Genomic DNA, 19,011 nt, shown 5'->3' with positions numbered 1-19,011 from the left:
CCGGCCACCGGGCCCGCCGCCGGCTGCCGGACGCCCGCCGGGGTGACCGCCTCCGCGTCCCGCGCCGTGGCGGCCGCGGCGGCTGGTGTGCCGGCCTCCGGGTCCGGTGGCGTGCCGGCCTCGCGGACCGAGGTGGCCCGCGCCGTGGCGGCCTCGGCGGCCGAGGTGACGGGCTCCGGGTCGTGCTGTGTGGCGGCCCGCGCGGGCCACTCGCCGGGCTCCGGTGCCCAGGAGGCGGGCGGCGGGGTCGGTTCCGGGTGTCGGGGTCCGGCCGGTGTGGCCGGCTTCGGGTCTGCCGCCGACGAGGCGGCGTGGTCGGTGCCGGTCGGCCGCGGCTCGTCCGGCTCGGGGTCGAGGTGGGTTCCCGGATCGGTACTCATGGGTCGAGCGTGCGCCGGTGCACTGCGGCTCGGCTGGCGGGTGACTGGGAGCTTGCGGGGAGTACCGGCCGTTGCTGTGCCGAGCCTGTGCCCGGAGAGTCACCACCGGCTCGTCGGCCCCGGGCCGGAGGTCGTGCCGGCCGGAGGCCGGGCCGGCTTCCGGCCGGCTGGGAGGTCGGGCCGGGCCCGAGGTCGGACCCGGTCCGACCTCGGGCCTCGTCAGTCGTTGGACGGGTCGGCGACGCCGGCGACGAACAGCGTCTCGTCGGTCACCGAGCCACCCGGGCCGACCGCCGTCGCCGGATCGACGAGATCCTGGAAGAAGCCCCAGCCGTGCCCGTACGGGTCGGTGAAGTCGGTGAACGCGACCACGCCGGGCAGCGACTGGATCGGCGTGCACTCGACCCGCAGCGACACCTCGGCCCACGTCACCGCGGCCCGGATGTCGGCGACGCCGAACCGGAGCCGGCCGGTACCGCCGGTCGCGGCGCCGGGGCACACCTGCACCCAGGTGCCCGGTACCGCCTGCCACTCCAGGAAGTCCTCGTGCGGGGCGAAGTCCGGGTCGCGGCCGAACAGCCGTCGGTAGAACCCCGCCGCCGCGGCGACGTCGGCTACCGGCAGCCGGACGGTCAGCTGGTCGAAGCGGGGGTGGTCGGTCATCCGGTCACTCCGTTCCGCCGGTCACCGGTGCGCCCGGCGACGGTCTGCCGGTCACCGGTGCGGCCGGCGACGGTTCGGGTACCAGTACCGCGGCGCCCTCGACCCGGTCGCCGGCCAGGTCGGCGAGCGCCCGGTCGGCCTGCGCCAGCGGGTACGGCGTGGTCGTCACGTGCAGGTGGTGCCGGCCGGCGAGGTCGAGGAAGCGGCGACCGTCGTCGCGGGTGTTGGCCGTGACGCTGCGCAGGGTGCGTTCGCGGAACAGGTGCCGCTGGTAGTTCAGTGGCGGGATGTCGGTGAGGTGGATGCCCGCCACCGACAGGGTGCCGCCGGCGTCCAGCGCGGCCAGCGCCACCGGTACCAGGGTGCCGACCGGGGCGAACAGGATCGCCGCGTCCAGCGGCTCGGGCGGTGCGCCGTCGGCCGGGCCGGCGGACGCGGCACCGAGCTCCAGCGCCAGTTGCCGGGCCGCGGCGGACCGGGTCAGCACGTGCACCGTGGCGCCCTGGGCGAGGGCCAGCTGCGCGGTGAGGTGAGCGGAGGCGCCGAACCCGTAGATGCCGAGCCGTCCGCCGGCCGGCAGTTCGGCGCGCAGCAGCGCCCGGTAGCCGATGATCCCGGCGCACAGCAGCGGCGCCAGCTCCACGTCGGAGTACCCGGCGGGCAGCCGGTAGGCGTAGCCGGCCGGCACGGTGGTGTACTGCGCGTAGCCGCCGTCGGCGTCCCACCCGGTGTACCGCGACGCCAGGCACAGGTTCTCCGCACCGGCCCGGCAGTACCGGCAGTGTCCGCACGTGTGCCGCAGCCAGGCGACGCCGACCCGCTCGCCGACCGCCCACCCGGTCACCCCGGCCCCGACCGCGACGACGCGCCCGACCACCTCGTGCCCGGGCACCACGCCGGGCCGGTGCACCGGCAGGTCGCCCTCGGTGACGTGCAGGTCGGTCCGGCACACCCCGCAGGCCAGTACCCGCACCAGCAGCTCGTCCGCCGCCGGGGTGGGCACCGGCAGCGTCGTCGCGCGCAGCGGCCGGTCCGCCACCGGTGCCGGCGTGGTCACCTGCCAGCCGGTCATCCGGTCCGGGATCGGGCCGGCCGGCGTCGCGGTGTCGGTCATCGCACACCTCCGGCTCGACCGTAGGCGATCACCGAGCGACCCGCGCCCCGACCGGCCATCCGCCGGCGCTACGGCACCAGCCGGTGCAGCCGGTACCCGTCCTGGACGTAGTAGAGGTTGCCGTACCGGTCGGCGGTCAGCCCTTCGACGGTGCCCCGGCGCAGCACCGTGGCGTGCAGGGTCCGCGGGTCGAGCCGGAACACGTACCGGCCGTGGATGGTGCCGTAGAGGTTGCCATCCCGGCCGGTGCGCAGGAACGCGTCGTGCGCGTCGATCAGCTCGTCGCCGGGCACGTCCAGTTCCGGGAAGATCCGCTGGTCGGCGACGAACCGCTGGCTGACCGGGTCGTACACCAGCACGTGGTCCTCGGCGATCATCCAGAGCCGGTGGTCGGGGCCGACGGTCAGCCCCAGCACGGTACGCAGCCCGCGGCTGGGCAGCGCGATCTCGTGGTGCGCCCCGGTCGCCGGGTCGTAGGCGAGCAGCACCGCCTCCCGCTGGGACGGCTCGACCCCGAGCCCGCCCCAGATCGACGTCCCGCCGTACACCATGCCGTCCAGGTACGCCAGGCTCGCGACGGTGCGGTCGTCGGCGATGTTCGGGTGCGTGACGCAGGAGCCGGTCGCCGGGTCGTAGACGGCGAGCGCGCCGGTGAGCTTGCCGTACCCGGCCTCGGTGCCGATCACGAGCTTGCCGCCCGCGTTCACCATCCCGTACGGCCGGTCCTGGTCCTGGTCGGTCAGCGAGCAGACCTTGACCGGGTTGGTGCCGAGCTTCCACGGCTTCGCCGGCTGGTAGGCGTACACGTTGGCGCCGGGATAGCCGCCGAAGTACATCGTGTCGCCGATGACGGTGGCGCCCTCGACCTGCGGCACCCCGGTGTACTGGACGTCGGCGTCGGAGCGCATCGGGGTGTACACGCCGGTGCCGCCGGACAGGAAGCCGGAGGTGTAGATCCTGCCGTCCGGGCCGAGCAGCGGGGTCTGCAGGTTGGTCGGCGCCGCCGGTACGCCGGTGGCGGTCACCGAGCTCACCGTGCCGGTGCCGGTGTCGTAGCGCATCACCACCGGGCCGGCGGCGGTGTTGCCGACCGCCTCCAGTGCGGGTGCCGGGCCGCCGGTGTCCACGCCCCAGGACCGGCCGGCGGCCGGCAGCCCGCTCGCCACCGCGGCCGACGTGCCGGCCGCGAGGTCGTAGCGCATCAGCTTCGAGCCGCTCAGGTAGTACACGCCGCCGGCGACGACCGGGGACGCGCCGGGGTAGCGCACCTTCGGGATGTCGGCGACCTTCGTGGCGGTGACGGTGTCGCCGGTCGCCGTCACCTTCATGATCAGCAGGTGCCCGTCGCCGGTGTTCGACAGGTTCGCGAACACGTAGCCGTCGCCGGCCTCCAGCGAGTAGGTGAACTCCTCCGCGGCGTACTCGGCCGGCAGGATGTCGGTGCACGTCGTCCCGCCGCCCGGGCAGGCCATCAGGTGCGCGTGCGAGCCGATCCCGGCGTACGCCACGTCGTTGGCCGGGTCGTAGGCGACGCTGCGCACGTACTGCTCGGGCGCGACCATCGGCCGCGCGCCGACCTGCCGGAACCCGTCCGCCGGCGAGTACCGGAAGGCGCCGCCGGACGGGTAGCCCCCGCCGTACACGCTGCCGTCCGGCCCGGCGGTGACGTCCCAGACGAACGTGTCGCCCGCGATCGGCTGCCCCAGGTCCTGCACCGCCGTGGCGCCCGGCACGTACCGGTAGAGCCGGCCGTTCCTGCTGGTGTCGTCGAAGTTGTAGCTGCCGACGTAGACCGAGCCGTCGGTGGCGGTGGTGGCGTTCCACGCGCCGGTGGCGCCCGGCAGCGGCAGGTCGACGGTGACCTTGCCGGTCGCCTCGGTGATCCCGACCAGGTGCGCGTCCCAGTTGCTCGCCCCGGTCACGACCGTGTACGCGGTGCGCGCGCCGGCGCCGTCCACCCCGAACGTCGTCGCGTTGACGGACGCCTTGCCCACCTGCGAGCCGAGATCGGTGTCGGTGGCGGTGATCAGCGCGTCGTCGGCCCACACCGTCGCCTTGGCCACGTCGAGCCGCACCGCGACCGTCGCGGTACCGGCGGGTGCGGTCGCGGCGGCCGACACGGTGGACCAGCCGGCGCCCGGCGTGCCGGCCGGCCCGCCGGACACGTCGAGCACGGTGCCGTCGGCGGCGGCGAACACCAGCCGCAGCCGGGCACTCGCCTGCGGGCCGGAGATCTGCAGGAAGGCGTGATAGGTCGTACCGGCCTGTACGGCGACCGGGTCGGCGACCGCGGCGGGGGTGGGGCAGCCGGCGGCGGGGGACAGCCGCAGGCTCGCCGAGCCGTCGGTGTGCCGGTCGGTCACCGCGGTGCCGGCGCACGCGGGATCCGGCCGCGGGATGTCCTTTCCGGCTCGGCCGAAAGTCCAGCCGTCGGTGCCGGACTCGAAGCTGTGGTTGCCGATGAGGATGTCGCCGGTGCCGGCCGGCGTGGCCCGGGCGGCGCCGTCGGCCGGGCCGACGACGGCGCAGACCGCCAGGACGGCGGCGGCGAGGAGGGGAGCGGTACGAACGCGACGAGCAGGCACGAGGGCCACCCTTCCGGTACGTCGGGGAGCTGCCACCCTGTTTGAGGACATGACCGTAATGAAGTGCGCAGCAAAGGTCAATGGCGTCGCGCCTGGTGGGATCGCCCGGCATGCCGGGCCCACTCCGGCGGAGCGCTGTCGCGCGTGGCTAATTGCACATCTCTTGCAGGAACCAAGACTGCGGCTTTAGGGTCTGGACGTGCCGACACTTCATCGCGACGCGCCGGGTACCGGCCGGAGGGCGTCATGACCGGTTTGTCATCCGCAGCGCCGACCCGCACCCGCCGCCGGCTGTCCGCCGGTGAGCGCCGGCGGCTGATCGGCATGGGACTGTTCGTGCTGGCCCTGCACGTCGTCGGCTGGGGACTGCTGGTCACCCTGGTCGCCCCGGCGCAGTACCGGGTCGGCGGGCAGATCTTCGGCATCGGCCTCGGCGTCACCGCGTACACGCTGGGCATGCGGCACGCGTTCGATGCCGACCACATCGCCGCGATCGACAACACCACCCGCAAGCTGATGGGCGACGGGCAGCGGCCGGTCTCGGTCGGGTTCTGGTTCTCCCTCGGCCACTCCTCGGTGGTGTTCGGGCTGTGCGCGCTGCTCGGCTTCGGCGTGCGTACCCTCGCCGGCCAGGTCGAGAACGACTCGTCGACGCTGCAGACCGTCACCGGGCTGATCGGCACGCTGGTCTCCGGCGTGTTCCTGGTCATCATCGCGGTGCTCAACCTGGCCGTACTGACCCGCATCGCGAAGGTGTTCCGCCGGATGCGCTCCGGCCACTTCGACGAGGCCGAGCTGGAGGAGCAGCTCGACAAGCGCGGCTTCGTCAACCGGATCCTCGGCGGCGCCACCCGCGCGGTCCGCAAGCCGTGGCACATGTACCCGATCGGGCTGCTGTTCGGGCTCGGCTTCGACACCGCGACCGAGGTCTCGCTGCTGGTGCTCGCCGGTGGTGCGGCCGCGTTCGCGCTGCCCTGGTACGCGATCCTGACGCTGCCGATCCTGTTCGCCGCCGGCATGTCGCTGTTGGACTCGATCGACGGCTCGTTCATGAACTTCGCGTACGGCTGGGCGTTCGCCAAGCCGGTGCGCAAGGTGTACTACAACCTGACGATCACCGCGCTGTCGGTGGCGGTGGCGCTGATCATCGGCGTGATCGAGCTGCTGTCGGTCCTGGCCGAGAAGCTGTCGATCTCGACCGGCCCGCTGGCCTGGATCGCCGGCCTGGACCTCAACTACGTCGGCTTCGTGATCGTCGGGCTGTTCGTCGCGATCTGGGGGATCGCCCTGCTGACCTGGCGGTTCGGCCGGATCGAGCAGCGCTGGAACGCCCGGCTGCGCACCGAGACCGTGGACGACTGATCACGCCCGAGCGGCCACCCATAGCCTGTAGCAACGGGTTACGGGTGGCCGAGGGGGAGTGGATGTCGCAGAGCACGCCGCGGACCGGCTGGTGGCGATCGGTGCGACCGGCGCGGGTGCTGCGCCTGGTCCGGGCGCTGGACGGGGGCCGCAACATGCGGCTGATGGTGCTGGCCGGCATCGTCACCGTGCTGGTGACCCGCCTGTACCTGGCCGCCACCGGGTACCCGCAGATCGGCGGTGGCAGCCTGCACATCGCGCACGCCCTGTGGGGCGGGCTGCTGATGCTGATCGGACTGGTCGTCGCGTTGCTGTTCGCCGACCGGACCGCCCGGCTGGTGACCGCGCTCGCCGGTGGCGTCGGGCTCGGCCTGTTCGTCGACGAGGTCGGCAAGTTCATCACCCGCACCAACAACTACTTCTTCGCGCCGGCGGCCGGCGTGATGTACCTGCTGTTCGCCGCGCTGGTGCTGCTGGTGCTGAAGGTGCGCACCCGGCGTCGCGGCGGGCCCGCCGCCGACGCCGCGGCCGCCGCGGTGCTCGCCGCCGGCGGGTTGACCGGCGGGCTGACCGTGCGGCAGCGCAGCGAGGCGATGGCCTTGGTGGCCGGCCGGGAGGACGCCGCGGCGCTCGGGGTGCGGTACCTGATCGCGGCGGCGCCGTCGCGATCCGAGCTGCGTCCCGGCGCCGGCCGGCTCGGCTCGCTGCGGCGCCTCGCCCGCCGGGTGGTGGACTGGCGGTTCCTGCCGCCGATCGTGGTCGGCGTGCTGACCGTGACCCGGCTGATCGTGGCGGTGGTGTTCGTGGTGCAGGCCGTGGTGGCGCTGGCCCACGACGACCAGTCGCTGCTCGGCCGCGAGTTCGGTGCGGTGCTGGCGAGCGCGCTGACCCGTACCGCCGAGGCGGTCCTGGTCGTGGTCGGTGCGCTGCGCTGGCGGCGGGACCGGGCCGCCGGCTACCGGTGGCTGATCGCCGCACTGTACGTGAACCTGTTCGTCACCCAGCTGTTCAACTTCACCGACAGCCAGTTCGGCGCGCTCACCGAACTGCCCAGCGCGCTGCTGATGCTCGGCCTGCTGACCTACTGGCGCCGCCGCGACGCGGCCTGATCGATCAGCACGCCGAGCCCGTCGAGCACCCGGGCCAGCCCGAACTCGTACGCCTGAGCCGGGTCGTACGCGCTGCCCCGTGCGGCCCCGGCCGCGGCGCCGATGCGGACCGCGCGCGGGTAGGCGGACTCGTCGAAGATGCGCGCCAGCAGCGGCCCGGCCTGCGCCCACCACTGCTGGTCGGTACCGGCGGCCGCGGCCGCGGCGCGCTCGTCGCGGGCGTTGGCGTACACGAAGCCGAGCAGGTAGCTCAGCGCGTCGTCGCAGGTCACGTCGGGCAGCCCGAGCCCGTCGAAGGCGGCCAGCTCGTGCTCGTACTTGGCCATCAGGCCCGGGCCGAGCGTCGGCCGCGCGGTGTAGACCCCGGCGACCCACGGGTGGTCGCGGCACAGCTGGCGGTTCTCCGCGGCGATCGCGGTGAGCCGGCTCCGCCAGTCCTGGCCGGTGCGGTCGGTCCGGTCCATCGCCCGGTACGCGGCGTCCAGCATCAGGTCCAGCAGCTCCGCCTTGCCCGGTACGTAGGTGTAGACGGTCATCGCGGAGACGCCGAGCCGCTCGCCGACCCGCCGGATGGTCAGCGCGCCGAGCCCGTCGGCGTCGGCGACCGCGGTGGCGGCGGCGACCACGTCGGCCACGGTGAGGCCCGGGCGCGGCCCGCGGCGCGGCGGCGCGGCCTCGTCCCAGAGCAGGTGCAGGGTCTTCGCCGCGTCGCCGCCACCGGTCCGTTCCGCCACCGCCCGATCCTCGCAGAGCGTCGCCCGAGCCGTTATACTGTACAACGTAAATAGTTTTACGAGAGGGGCTCCCATGCAGGTCACCGCATCGGCGGTGTCGTTGACGGTGGACGATGTCGCCGCGTCCAGCGCGTTCCTGTGCCGCCACTTCGGCTTCGCCGAGCAGCTGGCGGCGGACGGGTTCGCCTCGCTGGCCCGCGCCGACGTCGGGATGAACGTGATCTTCCTGCGCCGCGGGTTGTCGACGCTGCCGGCCGACCAGCGCGACGAGCACGCCGCCGGGCTGATCCTCGCGCTGACCGTGGCCGACCTGGACGCCGAGCTGGCCCGGCTGCAGGGCGAGGGCGTGCCGATCACCATGCCGCTGACGGTGGAGGAGTGGGGCGAGCGCGCCTTCCAGGTGCGCGACCCGAACGGCGTCATCGTCCAGCTGGTCGACTGGAACGGCTGACGACCCGCGCGCCGGCGCGCGGCCGGCTCAGCGGCGGGTCCCGGCGCCCGGCAGCCGCACCGCCCGCCGGGCCGGTACCCGGGGGCGACGGCTCGGCGCCGGCCCGGCCAGCGCCGCGGTGATCTCGATCGACCCGGCGAGCAGGTCGTACAGCATCGGGTCCGGGTCGGCGATGCAGGCGGTGGCCACGCCGTCCACGGCGCCGGTCACCGTCGCCGGCGCCGCGTACCGACGGAACGCCTTGGCCGACGGGGAGAACCCGGGGCTGAACTGGCGGGCCCAGCGCCACGCGTGCGGCACTGCGGCCAGCGCCGCCCGGCTCGCCTCGTCGAGGCGGTCCTCCGGCCGGTCGTCCAGCGCGTTGGTGAGCCGGTTCGCCGACAGCACGGCGACCGCGAGCCCGCGCTGGCGTTCGGCGGCCACCACCGGCAGCGCGGTGATCGCGCAGTGCAGCGCGATGCCCACCTCGATCCGGATGTCGTCGCCGGTCAGCCCGATCACCGACGGGATCAGCGCGGCGAGCCGGGCCCGGCCGGCGTCGCTGATCCGGTCGTTGACCTGGCGGGCGGTGGCGGCCAGCAGCGGATGGGTGCAGGCCGGGTGGTCGCTCCAGCGCTCGCCGGCCAGGTAGGACGCCATCTCCATGAAGCAGGCGCCGCGCCGCGGGTTGCGGTGCCGGCCGCGGGACAGCACGGGGACCAGGTCGGGCGTACGGGTCATGGACATCGTTGCCCCCTCGGGCTGATCAGTACCCGTTCGGTCCCAGTCTGCGCCACCTCGTCGGCCACGTCGAGACGATCGGCCCGGCCGGGACCGCGCGAGTGACCCGGCGGCACCCCGACACCGGGTCGTTTCGGCGCCGGGGCGAGCGGGTACGGACAAAACACCCACCGCACCGGCGGTCGCGGGGCCATCATGGGGGTACGAGCGGCGTCGCGCCAGCCGCAGCGGTTGGCCGACGACATCCGGGGGGTGGATGGCTCGTGCCATACCAGAACGACCCGTCGTTTCGGCAGGCGGACGAACAGCTCACGGTGATGCGGTCGTGTCCGGCGGGCGACCCGCGACGGGCCGCCGCCCGGTCCGCGGCGATCCTGGCCTACCTGCCGGTCGCCGACCGCATCGCCCGGAGATACGCACAGCGCGGCGAGCGGCTCGACGACCTGACCCAGGTGGCCCGGATCGGCCTGATCAAGGCGGTGGACGGCTTCGACCCGGATCTCGGCCCGTTCCTCGGGTACGCGGTGCCCACCATCTCCGGCGAGCTGAAGCGGTACTTCCGCGACGCCTGCTGGGACGTCCGGGTGCCGCGCCGGCTGCAGGAGCTGCGGTTGGCGGCGGCCGCGGCGGCCGAACGGGTGGCGCAGCGTACCGGCCGGGAACCGGGCACCGGTGAACTCGCCGCCGAGCTGGGCGTCGCGGTCCGCGAGCTGACCGCGGCGCTGGCCGCCGCCAGCGCGTACGCGCCGGTGTCGCTGAACGCGCCGGGCGGTGGCGACGGGATCGAGCTCGGCGAGTTGCTCGGCGGGGCGGACGAGCGGGTGGAGCAGGTACCGGACCGGGTGTCGTTGCGGCCCGCGTTGCGGCAGCTGCCGGAGCGGGAGCGCCGGGTGCTCGCCATGCGGTTCGTCGAGCAGCGCACCCAGGCCGAGATCGGCGCCGCGGTCGGGCTGTCCCAGATGCACGTGTCCCGGCTGATCGCGCGGACCCTGGTCGGGCTGCGCGACTGGATCGACGGCGACGCCACCCGGGTGGAGGTGTGCCAGGCCCGGCCGCGGCGTGGCACCCGGCGGCCGGCGGCGGGCCGGTCCGCGACGACCGGGCGTCCGGCCGCGACGGCGCGGCGGGCGGCGAGGTCGTCGTCTCGGGCGGCATGACCACCCGAACGGCCACGGCTCGCCCCGGGCGGGCCCACCGAGCCGGGCGCGGGGTGATGATGACCTCGGGAAGCGGCGTAGGGAGGACCCGATGGCGACCTTCGTGCTGATCGCCGGCGCCTGTCACGGCGGCTGGTGGTACGCGCCGCTCGCGCACCGCCTGCGCGAGTACGGCCACCGGGTCCTCACCCCGACGCTGACCGGCCTGGGGGAGCGGGCGCACCTGCTGTCCGGCACCGTCAACCTCGACACCCACATCGAGGACGTACTGGCGGTGCTCGCGGCCGAGCAGCTGCGCGAGACGATCCTGGTCGGGCACAGCTACGGCGGGATGGTCGTCAGCGGTGTCGCCGACCGGGCTCCGGAGCTGGTGGACGCGCTGGTCTACCTGGACGCGTTCGTACCCGACGACGGCGACTCCTGCTGGCGGCTGACCACCGACGAGCAGCGTTCCTGGTACCTGGACGTCGGGGACACCGGCTTCGCGGTGCCGCCGCTGCCGTTCTTCGACCGGCGGGCCACCCCGCACCCGCTCGCGTCGCTGCTGCAACGCATCCGGTTGACCCGGGACCTGTCCGCGTTCCGCCGCCGCGACTACGCGTACGCGCTGCGCTGGCCGACCTCGTCGCCGTTCGAGCCGACCTGGCAGCGGTTGCGCGCCGATCCGGACTGGACGGTGCACGAGCTCGACAGCGAGCACAACCTGCTGCGCGACGCGCCGGACCAGGTCCTCAAGATCCTCCTCGACGCGGCCGCCTGACCCGCGATGTCAGTGCAGGTCGGACTGGCGGGCGATGGTGGCGGCGGCGCGACGCACCGCACCCGGCGGCGACGAGGGCACCACCCCGTCCAGGAACGCGTACCGGCGGCGCAGCGACGCGTGGTAGGCGTCGGTGCTGTCGCAGTCGCGTACCGCGTGCCACCAGTCGGCCAGGTCGCCCCACCCGGGTGCGGCGAGCGAGCCGCCGAACTGCTGCACCGACAGCGCGGAGCAGGCACCGGCGAACGCCAGCCGGTCGGTGAGCGGCCAGCCGGCGAGCGTACCGAGGACCATGCCGGCACCGAACACGTCGCCGGCGCCGGTCGCGTCCAGCGCGTCCACCCGCGGCGCCGGTACCCGGGCCTCCTCGCCGGTGGTGGAGTCGATGGCCAGGGCGCCGTTCGCGCCGTCGGTGACCACCGCGAGCGGGACCAGGTCGGCCAGCGCCCACAGCGCGTCCTGCGCGCTGTCGGTACGGGTGTAGGCCATCGCCTCGGTCGCGTTGGGCACGAACGCGTGGCAGCGGGACAGCCGGTCCAGCACCTGCCGGTCCCAGGTGCCGCTCGCGTCCCAGCCGACGTCGGCGAACACCAGCGCGCCGGCGTCGACCATCGGATCGGCCCAGCCGGCGGCGCCGGCGCGGCCGAACCCGTCCTCGTTGGACAGGTCGACGAAGATCGCCGCCGAGCGTGGCGGCGCGCCGACGATCGCGGCCGCCGGTACCGGCGCGTCGTGCCCGTGGGTGACCATCGACCGGTCGCCGTGGCAGGCCATCGACACCGTCACCGGCGAGTGCCAGCCCTCGAACCGCCGCGACCGCGACAGGTCGACGCCCTCCTGTTCGGCCAGCGTGCGCCAGCAGAAGTCGCCGTAGTCGTCGGAGCTGAACGCGGCCGCGAGCGAGGTGCGCAGTCCGAGCCGGGAGGCGGCGATGGCGAGGTTCGCGATGCCGCCGGGGCAGGAGCCCATGCCCTCGGCCCACACCTCGGTACCCGCGCCCGGCGGCTGGGCCAGCCCGGTGAACACGATGTCCAGGAACACCGTGCCGTACACGAACAGGTCGAAGTCGGCGCCGTCCGCGCTGCGCGTCGCAGCCAGTGGATCGAACCCCACGATCCGCCCTCGCTTTCCCCGAGCCCCGGTTCCCGCCGATCCGCGTACCGCGCGGGTCCGCCCGCCGGGGCGTTGCGTTAGGCTAGTCCGCCACGCCGGGCGGCGTCCGCGGATCCCACCCGGCCGCCGGCCTCAGCCGCGGCCGCCGGCTCGCCGGGCTCAGTCGCGGTGGCCGGTGACCACCGTCATCTCGTAGCGGCCGGTCAGCCCGTCCGGGCCGGCCTGCGCGGCGAGCGGACCGGACAGCTCGGCCCACAGTGCCGCGCGTGACCGTGCAGGCAGCCGGTCCAGCGCCGCCCGCCAGCCCATCGTGTGGATCCACCGCCACCAGGTGTCCCCGTCGCCGAACCGGATGTCGGCGGCCACCACGGCCGCGGTGACCTCGGTGAACCCGGCGGCGGACAGGACCGCCGTCGCGTCGAAGGTGCCGGCCGGCCACGGCGTCCCGGGCAGCCCGGCCGCCTGCCAGTGGCGCAGGAACGTCGGGCGCAGGAACGGCCAGCCGCCGTCGGTCTCCCGCGGTACCGACACCGCGACCCGCCCGCCGGGCCGCACCGCGCGGTGCAGCTCGGCGGCCGCCGCGGCCGGGTCCGGCAGCAGGAACAGCGCCGACCCGCACAGCGCCAGATCGAACCCGCCGGTCGGTACCGGCAGCGCGGCCGCGTCCGCGGTCGCCACCGCCACGTTCGGCCGGCCGGCGAGGTCCCGGCGCAGCGCCGCCACCATCGGCGCGGCCCGGTCCACGCCCAGCACCAGACCGGCCGGGCCGACCCGGTGCGCCGCCGGTACCACCGTCGCCCCGCGCCCGCAGGCCACGTCGAGCACCCGCTCGCCGGCGGCGGGCGCCGCCAGCTCGACGGTGCGCCGGCCGAACTCGGCGAAGTACGGCACGATCTGGTCGTACTGCTCGGCCATCGCGGCGAACAGCGCGGCACGGTCGGGCACGGCTCAGGGCTCCCGGCGGCGGGGCGCCCGCCCCGGCGGCTGCAGCGGCTCCGGCCAGCTCGGCGCCGGGGGGATCGACCGGGTCACCGGGTCGCCGGGGGCGAGCATCAGCCGCTCGCCGTGGTGGCCGATCGGGATCGCCGGCCCGTCGACCAGCGAGTACGTCGCGGTCTCGCTGGTCACCTCGACCCGCAGGTGGTGGCCGCGGATCAGCATCCGGAAGGCCACCCGGGACAGCCCCCGCGGCAGCCGCGGCGCGAACGCCAGCCCCTCCTCGGAGTCGCGCAGCCCGCCGAACCCGGCCACCAGCGCCAGGCAGGCCCCGCCCAGCGAGGCCATGTGCAGCCCGTCCTTGGTGTTGGCGTGCAGGTCGTACAGGTCGGTCAGGGCCGCCTCGGCCAGGTAGTCCAGCGACAGGTCCAGGTGGCCGCACTCGGCGGCGATCACCGCCTGGCTGCACGCCGACAGCGACGAGTCCCGCGTCGTGATCGGCTCGTAGTAGGCGAAGTTGCGCGCCTTCTGCTCCGGGGTGAACGCCTCCCCGCAGGTCTGCATCGCGAGCACCAGGTCGGCCTGCTTGACCACCTGCTTGCGGTAGATGTCGAAGTACGGGAAGTGCAGCATCAGCGGATACCGGCTGCCGGTGGCGGCGAAGTCCCAGTGCTCGTGGCTGGTGAACCCCTCCGACTGCGGATGCACCCCGAGCGTCTCGTCGTACGGGATGGTCATCGCCTTCGCCGCGTCCCGCCAGGACGCCATCTCCTCGACGCTGACGTCCAGCTCGCCGGCCCGCGACGGATAGCGTTCCGCCACGTCGGCCGCCGCGATCAGGTTCCGGCGCGCCATCAGGTTGGTGTAGACGTTGTTGTCGGCGATCGCCGAGTACTCGTCCGGGCCGGTCACCCCGTCGATCCGGAACTGGCCGTGCGTGTCGTGGTGGCCCAGCGAGCGCCACATCCGCGCCGTCTCCACCAGCAGCTCCAGGCCCACCTCGCGCTCGAAGTCGCGGTCGTCGGTCGCCTGCACGTACCGCACCACCGCGTGCGCGATGCCCGCGCCGAGGTGGAACGCGGCCGTACCGGCCGGCCAGTAGCCGGAACACTCCTCGCCGCGGATGGTCCGCCACGGGAACACCGCCCCGGCCAGCCCGAGTTGCTGGGCCCGGTCCCGCGCCATCGGCAACGTGTTGTACCGCCAGCGCAGCGCCTGCTCCACCGCCTGCGGCACGCTGTAGGTCAGCACCGGCAGCACGAAGATCTCGGTGTCCCAGAACGAGTGCCCGTCGTAGCCGGGGCCGGTCAACCCCTTCGCCGGGATCGCCCGCTGCTCGGCCCGGGCGCTGGCCTGCAGCACGTGGAACAGCGCGAACCGGATCGCCTGCTCGATCTCGGTGTCGCCGTCCACCTCGACCGAGGCGCCCTGCCAGAACTCGTCGAGGTACTTGCGCTGCTCGGCGAGCAGCCCGTTCCAGCCGGTGAACCGGGCCGCCGACAGCGCCGCGGCGACCTGGTCGCGCACCGCCGGCACCGACCGGTACGACGACCAGCCGTACGCGAGGAACTTGACCAGCCGCAGCTTCTGCCCGGGGCGCAGCACGGTGGCGACGGTGGTCCGGGCCAGGTCGTCGAACGACTCGGTGGCCACGTGCAGGTTGACCTCCTCGGGCACCGTGATCCGGTGGTCCATCCCGGCGGCCACCCGCAGCCCGGAGCGGGCCGTCTGGTGGATCAGGATCGCGCCCCGCTCGCCGGACACGCCGTTGTGCTCGGCCCGCAGCGGCGCCTCCAGCACGGCGGCGGCGCGCGGGTCACCGGACTGCTCGGGCAGCTGCTCGTTGGCCACCAGCTCCGACTGCAGCACCACCCGGGCCGGGCCGTCGACCGGCTCCACCTCGTAGCAGATCGCCGCGATGGCGCGCTGGGTGAACGACACCAGCCGGGTCGAGGTCACCTGCACGGTACGGCCGGCCGGCGAGGTCCAGGTGACGTCGCGGCGCAGCACCCCGTCCCGGAAGTCCAGGTTGCGCTCGTGCGCGCGCAGCGTGCCGTACCGCAGGTCGAACGGTTCGTCGTCGACCATCAGCCGGATCAGCTTGCCGTTGGTGACGTTGATGACCGTCTGCCCGGACTCCGGATAGCCGTACCCGGCCTCCGCGTACGGGAGCGGGCGCAGCTCGAACACGCCGTTGAGGTACGTGCCCGGCAGGCCGTGCGGCTCGCCCTCGTCCAGGTTGGCCCGCAGCCCGATGTGCCCGTTGGACAGCGCGAACACCGACTCCGACTGGGCTATCCGGTCCAGGTCGAGGCTCAGTTCGCGCAGGCACCAGGGCTCCACGGTGAACGCCCGGCCAGTAGTCATGGTTCCCCGATCTTCATGGTTCGTGGTGTACGCCGGCTGCGGCGCCATTCGACGCCGTGACGGCAAGCATGGGTGATGATGTGGTTGTCCGGTGGCCGGTCCGGCCCGGTGTCACCGGATCGCCGACGGCGCCCGGGTGCTGCGGTCCGGGTCAGTGCCGCGCGGTATGCGGCTCTGCCTCGGGGATGTCGGCGTCGATCAGCTCGGCGAGGTCGTCGACGACCACCTCGGCGCCGTGCTCGCGCAGCGCGTCGGCCTGGCCTACCCGGTCGACCCCGACGACCAGACCGAACTTCCCGGCCCGGCCGGCCGCGACGCCGGACAGCGCGTCCTCGAACACGGCCGCCTCGTCGGGTGCCACGCCCAGGGTGCGGGCCGCGGCGAGGAACGTGTCCGGCGCCGGCTTGCCGGCCAGGCCGTCGCGGGCGGCGACGACCCCGTCCACGATCTCCTCGAACAGGTCCTGGATGCCGGCCGCGGCCAGCACGTCCCGGCAGTTGGCGCTGGAGGAGACCACGGCGCGGCGCAGGCCGGCCCGGCGCGCGGCCAGCACGTACCGCACCGAACCCGGGTAGGCGTCGACGCCCTGGTCGTGGATCAGCCGCAGCACCAGCTCGTTCTTCCGGTTGCCCAGCCCGCGCACGGTCTCGGCGGTCGGCGGGTCGTCCGGCGACCCCTCCGGCAGGGTGATGCCACGGGAAGCGAGGAACGAACGGGTGCCGTCCTGCCGTGGCTTCCCGTCGACGTACCGGTCGTAGTCGCTCTGCGTGAAGGGCTGCGCGGTGGCGTGCTCGCGGCGCGCACGCTCCGCGAGGTACGCGTCGAACATCTGCCGCCACGCCTCGGCATGCACCACGGCGGTGCGGGTGAGCACGCCGTCAAGATCGAACAGGCAGGCGCGGACGCCGTTCGGAAGCCCCAACACGGCACCGATAGTAACGGCGAACAGGGGGATTGGAACGTCGTGGCGCGGCGCGCCGTCCGCCGTGGCCTCCCCGTGATCTAGCCGGCCGCCGGCCCGGGGCACCGAGGTCGACGGGTCTCGGCCCGCGCACGGTCGCCCGACCTGCACCGGGATGATCTTGCCGCCCGACGCGGCAGTGGCGCAGTTACCTAGGAAGCAATGTTGGGCGTGGTGCAGCTCACGCGGCCGAGCGCGAAACGGCCCACCCCTCGTCGCCGACGGTGACCGATCGACGACCGGTGACCCGGGCTACGCCGGCCGTGCCGGGGGAGCGGTCAGCGGAAGGCGGGGACTCCGGTGAGCGCCTGGCCGAGTACCAGCGTGTGCACCTCGCTGGTGCCCTCGTAGGTGAGCACCGACTCCAGGTTGTTGGCGTGCCGCAGCGGGGAGAAGTCCAGCGTGATGCCGGCGGCGGCGAGGATCGTGCGGCACTCGCGGGCGATCGCGAGCGCCTCCCGGACGTTGTTCAGCTTGCCCAGGCTGATCTGCTCGCTGCGCAGCGTGCCGGCGTCCTTGCGCCGCCCCAGGTGCAGCGCGAGCAGCGTCGCCTTGCCCAGCTCCAGCGTCATGTCCACCAGCTTCTGCTGGGTGAGCTGGAAGCCGGCGACCGGTCGGTCGAACGCCTGCCGGTCGACCGACCAGGCGATCGTGGTCTCCAGGCAGTCGCGGGCGGCACCGGTGGCGCCGAACACGATGCCGAACCGCGCCTCGTCCAGGCAGCTGAGCGGGGCGCGCAGGCCGCGCGCGTCCGGCAGCATCGCCTCGGCCGGCAGCCGTACCTCGTCGAAGGCGAGCTCGGCGGTGACCGAGGCGCGCAGCGACAGCTTGCGGGTGATCTCGGTGGCGGTGAACCCGCGGGTACCGGCCGGGACCAGGAAGCCGCGCACCCCGTCGTCGGTGCGGGCCCAGACCACCGCGACGTCGGCGACCGTACCGTTGGTGATCCACAGCTTGCTGCCGGACAGCACCCAGTCGTCGCCGTCCCGCCGGGCCCGGGTACGCATCCCGCCCGGGTTCGAGCCGAAGTCCGGCTCGGTCAGGCCGAAGCAGCCGATCGCCCGGCCGGCGGCGAGCTCCGGCAACCAGCGCATTTTCTGGGCCTCCGACCCGAACGCGTGGATCGCGTACATGGCCAGCGAGCCCTGCACCGAGACCAGGCTGCGCAGGCCCGAGTCGGCCGCCTCCAGCTCGGCGCAGGCCAGCCCGTAGCTGACCGCGTTGGTGCCGGCGCACCCGTACCCGGTCAGGTGCATGCCGAGCACGCCGAGTTTGCCCAGCTCCACGGCGAGCTCGCGGGCCGGCACGTGCCCCGCCTCGTACCAGTCGGCCAGCTGCGGCCGGACGCGGTCGGCGACGAACGCGCGCACGGTGTCCCGGATCTCCCGCTCGTCGTCGGTCAGCAGCTCCTCGACCCCGAACAGGGCGAGCGGGTGCTGGGCTGCGGGTGACGTGCTCGCCATGCGGTGCTCCTCGGGTGGCTGTCGACCGACACCCGTACCGTACGGCCGGCACCGCGCCGGCGCGCCGCCAGTCCGCGATCGCGTCGGCCCGCACTCCGAAGCGTACGTTTCCGGCGGGCCGGACCGCATCGTCACCGACGACGATCTTTGCGCCGCGCCAACCGGACACACTGACCGTACCGGGTGAGGGGAGCGGCGATGGCGAACGTGGTGTGGCTGGGTGGCGGCTGCGGGGCGGGCAAGAGCACCCTGGCGCGGCGCCTGGCGTACCGGTACGACCTGCGGTTGGTGCCGGTGGATGCGTACAGCTACGCGCACGAGCGGCGGGCCGCGACCGAGCCCGGCTGGCCGGTGATGCGCGGCGCGGCCGGCCTGGACTTCACCGAGCGCTGGCTGTCCGCGTCGACGCACGACCAGCTGGTGCGCTTCCTCGGGTACGCCTCCGAGCAGTTCGCGATGCTCGCCGACGAGCTGGCGGCACTGCCGGACCGGACGCTGACGCTGGTGGAGGGGCCGCAGCTGCTCCCGGCACAGGTGACCGCGCACGGTGGCGCCGCCATCTGGCTGATCCCGACACCGGCCCAGGTACGGCGGTCGCGCCGGCACCGCGGCTTCACCGGCCCGGCCGACCGGGCCACGCTGGGCCGGGTGCTGAACACGCTGATCGACCGGGACGTGCTGCTCGCCGAGCACCTGCGCGCGCAGACCCGGGCGTTCGGCGGCGCCGCCGTCGAGGTCAACGACGACGCCGACTGGGACCGTCTCACCGACCTGGTCGCCGCACGCCTCGGCCTTCCCGCCACCCCCGCGGGCACCGACACCGCCGACGTTGCTGGCCGGGTCGGCGCGGCCGACGTTGCCGGCCGGGTCGGCGCGGCCGACGTTGCCGGCCGGGTCGGCGCGGCCGATGGGGACACCCGGCAGCGGTTGCGGCGGGCCGAGAACGCGGCGGTGCTGGCGAACCTGACCGCGCACCGGGCATGGATCGGCACCACCGCGCCGCTGGCCGGACCGTTCGTGTGCGAGTGCACCCGGCTCGGCTGCGCCGCCGAGGCCGACATCGACATCGACGACTACCGGGCCCGCACCGGCCCGCTGGTGCTGTGCGGGCAGCGCCAGCCGACCGTCGGATGACC

16 protein-coding genes and 1 pseudogene are annotated in these 19,011 nt (G+C 74.3%); 6 read left to right on the top strand and 11 right to left on the bottom strand.

Annotation, left to right across the window (positions count from 1 at the left end; all coding sequences use genetic code 11):
• The 4 genes and pseudogenes from NUM_RS05325 to NUM_RS05310 all read right to left on the bottom strand — a co-directional run.
• Positions 1 to 380, bottom strand: a pseudogene (locus NUM_RS05325) (hypothetical protein); the annotation flags it as partial.
• Between the two features lie 219 nt (positions 381 to 599).
• Entirely contained in the window at positions 600 to 1,043 is a 444-nt protein-coding gene (locus tag NUM_RS05320; RefSeq protein WP_207123427.1) for a VOC family protein, read from the bottom strand.
• A gap of 4 nt (positions 1,044 to 1,047) precedes the next feature.
• Positions 1,048 to 2,157, bottom strand: a complete 1,110-nt coding sequence (locus tag NUM_RS05315; RefSeq protein ID WP_207123426.1) for a zinc-binding alcohol dehydrogenase family protein — start codon at positions 2,155 to 2,157, stop codon at positions 1,048 to 1,050.
• Positions 2,158 to 2,225: 68 nt separating this feature from the next.
• Positions 2,226 to 4,742: an NHL repeat-containing protein gene (locus NUM_RS05310; protein WP_207123425.1), complete on the bottom strand. Its 2,517-nt coding sequence runs from the start codon at positions 4,740 to 4,742 to the stop codon at positions 2,226 to 2,228.
• 246 nt (positions 4,743 to 4,988) lie between these two features.
• Here NUM_RS05310 and nicT point away from each other — a divergent pair, with 246 nt between their 5' ends.
• Both nicT and NUM_RS05300 read left to right on the top strand, forming a co-directional pair.
• Positions 4,989 to 6,104, top strand: a complete 1,116-nt coding sequence (nicT, locus tag NUM_RS05305; RefSeq protein ID WP_207123424.1) for a Nickel transporter NicT — start codon at positions 4,989 to 4,991, stop codon at positions 6,102 to 6,104.
• 62 nt (positions 6,105 to 6,166) lie between these two features.
• Positions 6,167 to 7,213, top strand: coding sequence for a hypothetical protein (locus NUM_RS05300; RefSeq protein ID WP_207123423.1), 1,047 nt, complete (start codon positions 6,167 to 6,169; stop codon positions 7,211 to 7,213).
• On the opposite strand, the gene NUM_RS05295 is transcribed toward NUM_RS05300, so the two are convergent.
• Positions 7,186 to 7,947, bottom strand: a complete 762-nt coding sequence (locus tag NUM_RS05295; RefSeq protein WP_225918348.1) for a TetR/AcrR family transcriptional regulator C-terminal domain-containing protein — start codon at positions 7,945 to 7,947, stop codon at positions 7,186 to 7,188. The genes NUM_RS05300 and NUM_RS05295 overlap by 28 nt on opposite strands.
• A gap of 73 nt (positions 7,948 to 8,020) precedes the next feature.
• On the opposite strand from NUM_RS05295, the gene NUM_RS05290 reads away from it, so the two are divergent.
• Positions 8,021 to 8,398, top strand: coding sequence for a VOC family protein (locus tag NUM_RS05290; protein ID WP_207123421.1), 378 nt, complete (start codon positions 8,021 to 8,023; stop codon positions 8,396 to 8,398).
• 27 nt (positions 8,399 to 8,425) lie between these two features.
• Here the strand turns inward: NUM_RS05290 and NUM_RS05285 are convergent, their stop codons facing one another.
• Positions 8,426 to 9,124: a hypothetical protein gene (locus tag NUM_RS05285; protein WP_207123420.1), complete on the bottom strand. Its 699-nt coding sequence runs from the start codon at positions 9,122 to 9,124 to the stop codon at positions 8,426 to 8,428.
• Positions 9,125 to 9,381: 257 nt separating this feature from the next.
• Here NUM_RS05285 and NUM_RS05280 point away from each other — a divergent pair, with 257 nt between their 5' ends.
• Both NUM_RS05280 and NUM_RS05275 read left to right on the top strand, forming a co-directional pair.
• The gene (locus NUM_RS05280) at positions 9,382 to 10,275 is read left to right on the top strand and encodes a SigB/SigF/SigG family RNA polymerase sigma factor (protein ID WP_225918347.1); all 894 of its coding nucleotides are present in this window, start codon (positions 9,382 to 9,384) and stop codon (positions 10,273 to 10,275) included.
• A gap of 91 nt (positions 10,276 to 10,366) precedes the next feature.
• Entirely contained in the window at positions 10,367 to 11,035 is a 669-nt protein-coding gene (locus tag NUM_RS05275) for an alpha/beta fold hydrolase (RefSeq protein ID WP_207123419.1), read from the top strand.
• A 9-nt stretch (positions 11,036 to 11,044) separates the two neighbouring features.
• Here NUM_RS05275 and NUM_RS05270 read toward each other — a convergent pair whose 3' ends face one another.
• The 5 genes from NUM_RS05270 to NUM_RS05250 all read right to left on the bottom strand — a co-directional run bounded on the left by NUM_RS05270 (position 11,045) and on the right by NUM_RS05250 (position 17,875).
• Positions 11,045 to 12,148 carry a carbohydrate kinase family protein gene (locus NUM_RS05270; protein ID WP_225918346.1) on the bottom strand — a complete coding sequence of 368 codons (1,104 nt, stop codon included), beginning with the start codon at positions 12,146 to 12,148 and terminating at the stop codon, positions 11,045 to 11,047.
• 159 nt (positions 12,149 to 12,307) lie between these two features.
• The gene (locus NUM_RS05265; RefSeq protein WP_207123418.1) at positions 12,308 to 13,093 is read right to left on the bottom strand and encodes a methyltransferase domain-containing protein; all 786 of its coding nucleotides are present in this window, start codon (positions 13,091 to 13,093) and stop codon (positions 12,308 to 12,310) included.
• 3 nt (positions 13,094 to 13,096) lie between these two features.
• Positions 13,097 to 15,451: a glycoside hydrolase family 65 protein gene (locus tag NUM_RS05260; RefSeq protein ID WP_207123417.1), complete on the bottom strand. Its 2,355-nt coding sequence runs from the start codon at positions 15,449 to 15,451 to the stop codon at positions 13,097 to 13,099.
• 151 nt (positions 15,452 to 15,602) lie between these two features.
• Positions 15,603 to 16,376 (bottom strand): beta-phosphoglucomutase family hydrolase, encoded by a 774-nt coding sequence (locus NUM_RS05255; protein ID WP_207123416.1) that lies wholly within the window; start codon positions 16,374 to 16,376, stop codon positions 15,603 to 15,605.
• A gap of 314 nt (positions 16,377 to 16,690) precedes the next feature.
• Positions 16,691 to 17,875: an acyl-CoA dehydrogenase family protein gene (locus NUM_RS05250; protein WP_207123415.1), complete on the bottom strand. Its 1,185-nt coding sequence runs from the start codon at positions 17,873 to 17,875 to the stop codon at positions 16,691 to 16,693.
• A 198-nt stretch (positions 17,876 to 18,073) separates the two neighbouring features.
• Here NUM_RS05250 and NUM_RS05245 point away from each other — a divergent pair, with 198 nt between their 5' ends.
• A complete protein-coding gene (locus NUM_RS05245) occupies positions 18,074 to 19,009 on the top strand; it encodes a hypothetical protein (RefSeq protein WP_207123414.1) in 936 nt (311 codons plus the stop codon).
• The last annotated feature ends 2 nt before the right edge of the window (positions 19,010 to 19,011 follow it).

The organism is Actinocatenispora comari, assembly GCF_017312725.1.
GTDB classification, from domain to species: domain Bacteria; phylum Actinomycetota; class Actinomycetes; order Mycobacteriales; family Micromonosporaceae; genus Actinocatenispora; species Actinocatenispora comari.
This window is presented reverse-complemented; position numbering and strand designations above follow the sequence as displayed.

Bases quoted from the DNA above. Each gene is read 5' to 3' on its own strand.
- NUM_RS05320 (WP_207123427.1), bottom strand. From the start codon at position 1,043: ATGACCGACCACCCCCGCTTCGACCAGCTGACCGTCCGGCTGCCGGTA.
- NUM_RS05315 (WP_207123426.1), bottom strand. From the start codon at position 2,157: ATGACCGACACCGCGACGCCGGCCGGCCCGATCCCGGACCGGATGACC.
- nicT (WP_207123424.1), top strand. From the start codon at position 4,989: ATGACCGGTTTGTCATCCGCAGCGCCGACCCGCACCCGCCGCCGGCTG.
- NUM_RS05300 (WP_207123423.1), top strand. From the start codon at position 6,167: ATGTCGCAGAGCACGCCGCGGACCGGCTGGTGGCGATCGGTGCGACCG.
- NUM_RS05290 (WP_207123421.1), top strand. From the start codon at position 8,021: ATGCAGGTCACCGCATCGGCGGTGTCGTTGACGGTGGACGATGTCGCC.
- NUM_RS05285 (WP_207123420.1), bottom strand. From the start codon at position 9,124: ATGTCCATGACCCGTACGCCCGACCTGGTCCCCGTGCTGTCCCGCGGC.
- NUM_RS05275 (WP_207123419.1), top strand. From the start codon at position 10,367: ATGGCGACCTTCGTGCTGATCGCCGGCGCCTGTCACGGCGGCTGGTGG.
- NUM_RS05260 (WP_207123417.1), bottom strand. From the start codon at position 15,451: ATGACTACTGGCCGGGCGTTCACCGTGGAGCCCTGGTGCCTGCGCGAA.
- NUM_RS05250 (WP_207123415.1), bottom strand. From the start codon at position 17,875: ATGGCGAGCACGTCACCCGCAGCCCAGCACCCGCTCGCCCTGTTCGGG.
- NUM_RS05245 (WP_207123414.1), top strand. From the start codon at position 18,074: ATGGCGAACGTGGTGTGGCTGGGTGGCGGCTGCGGGGCGGGCAAGAGC.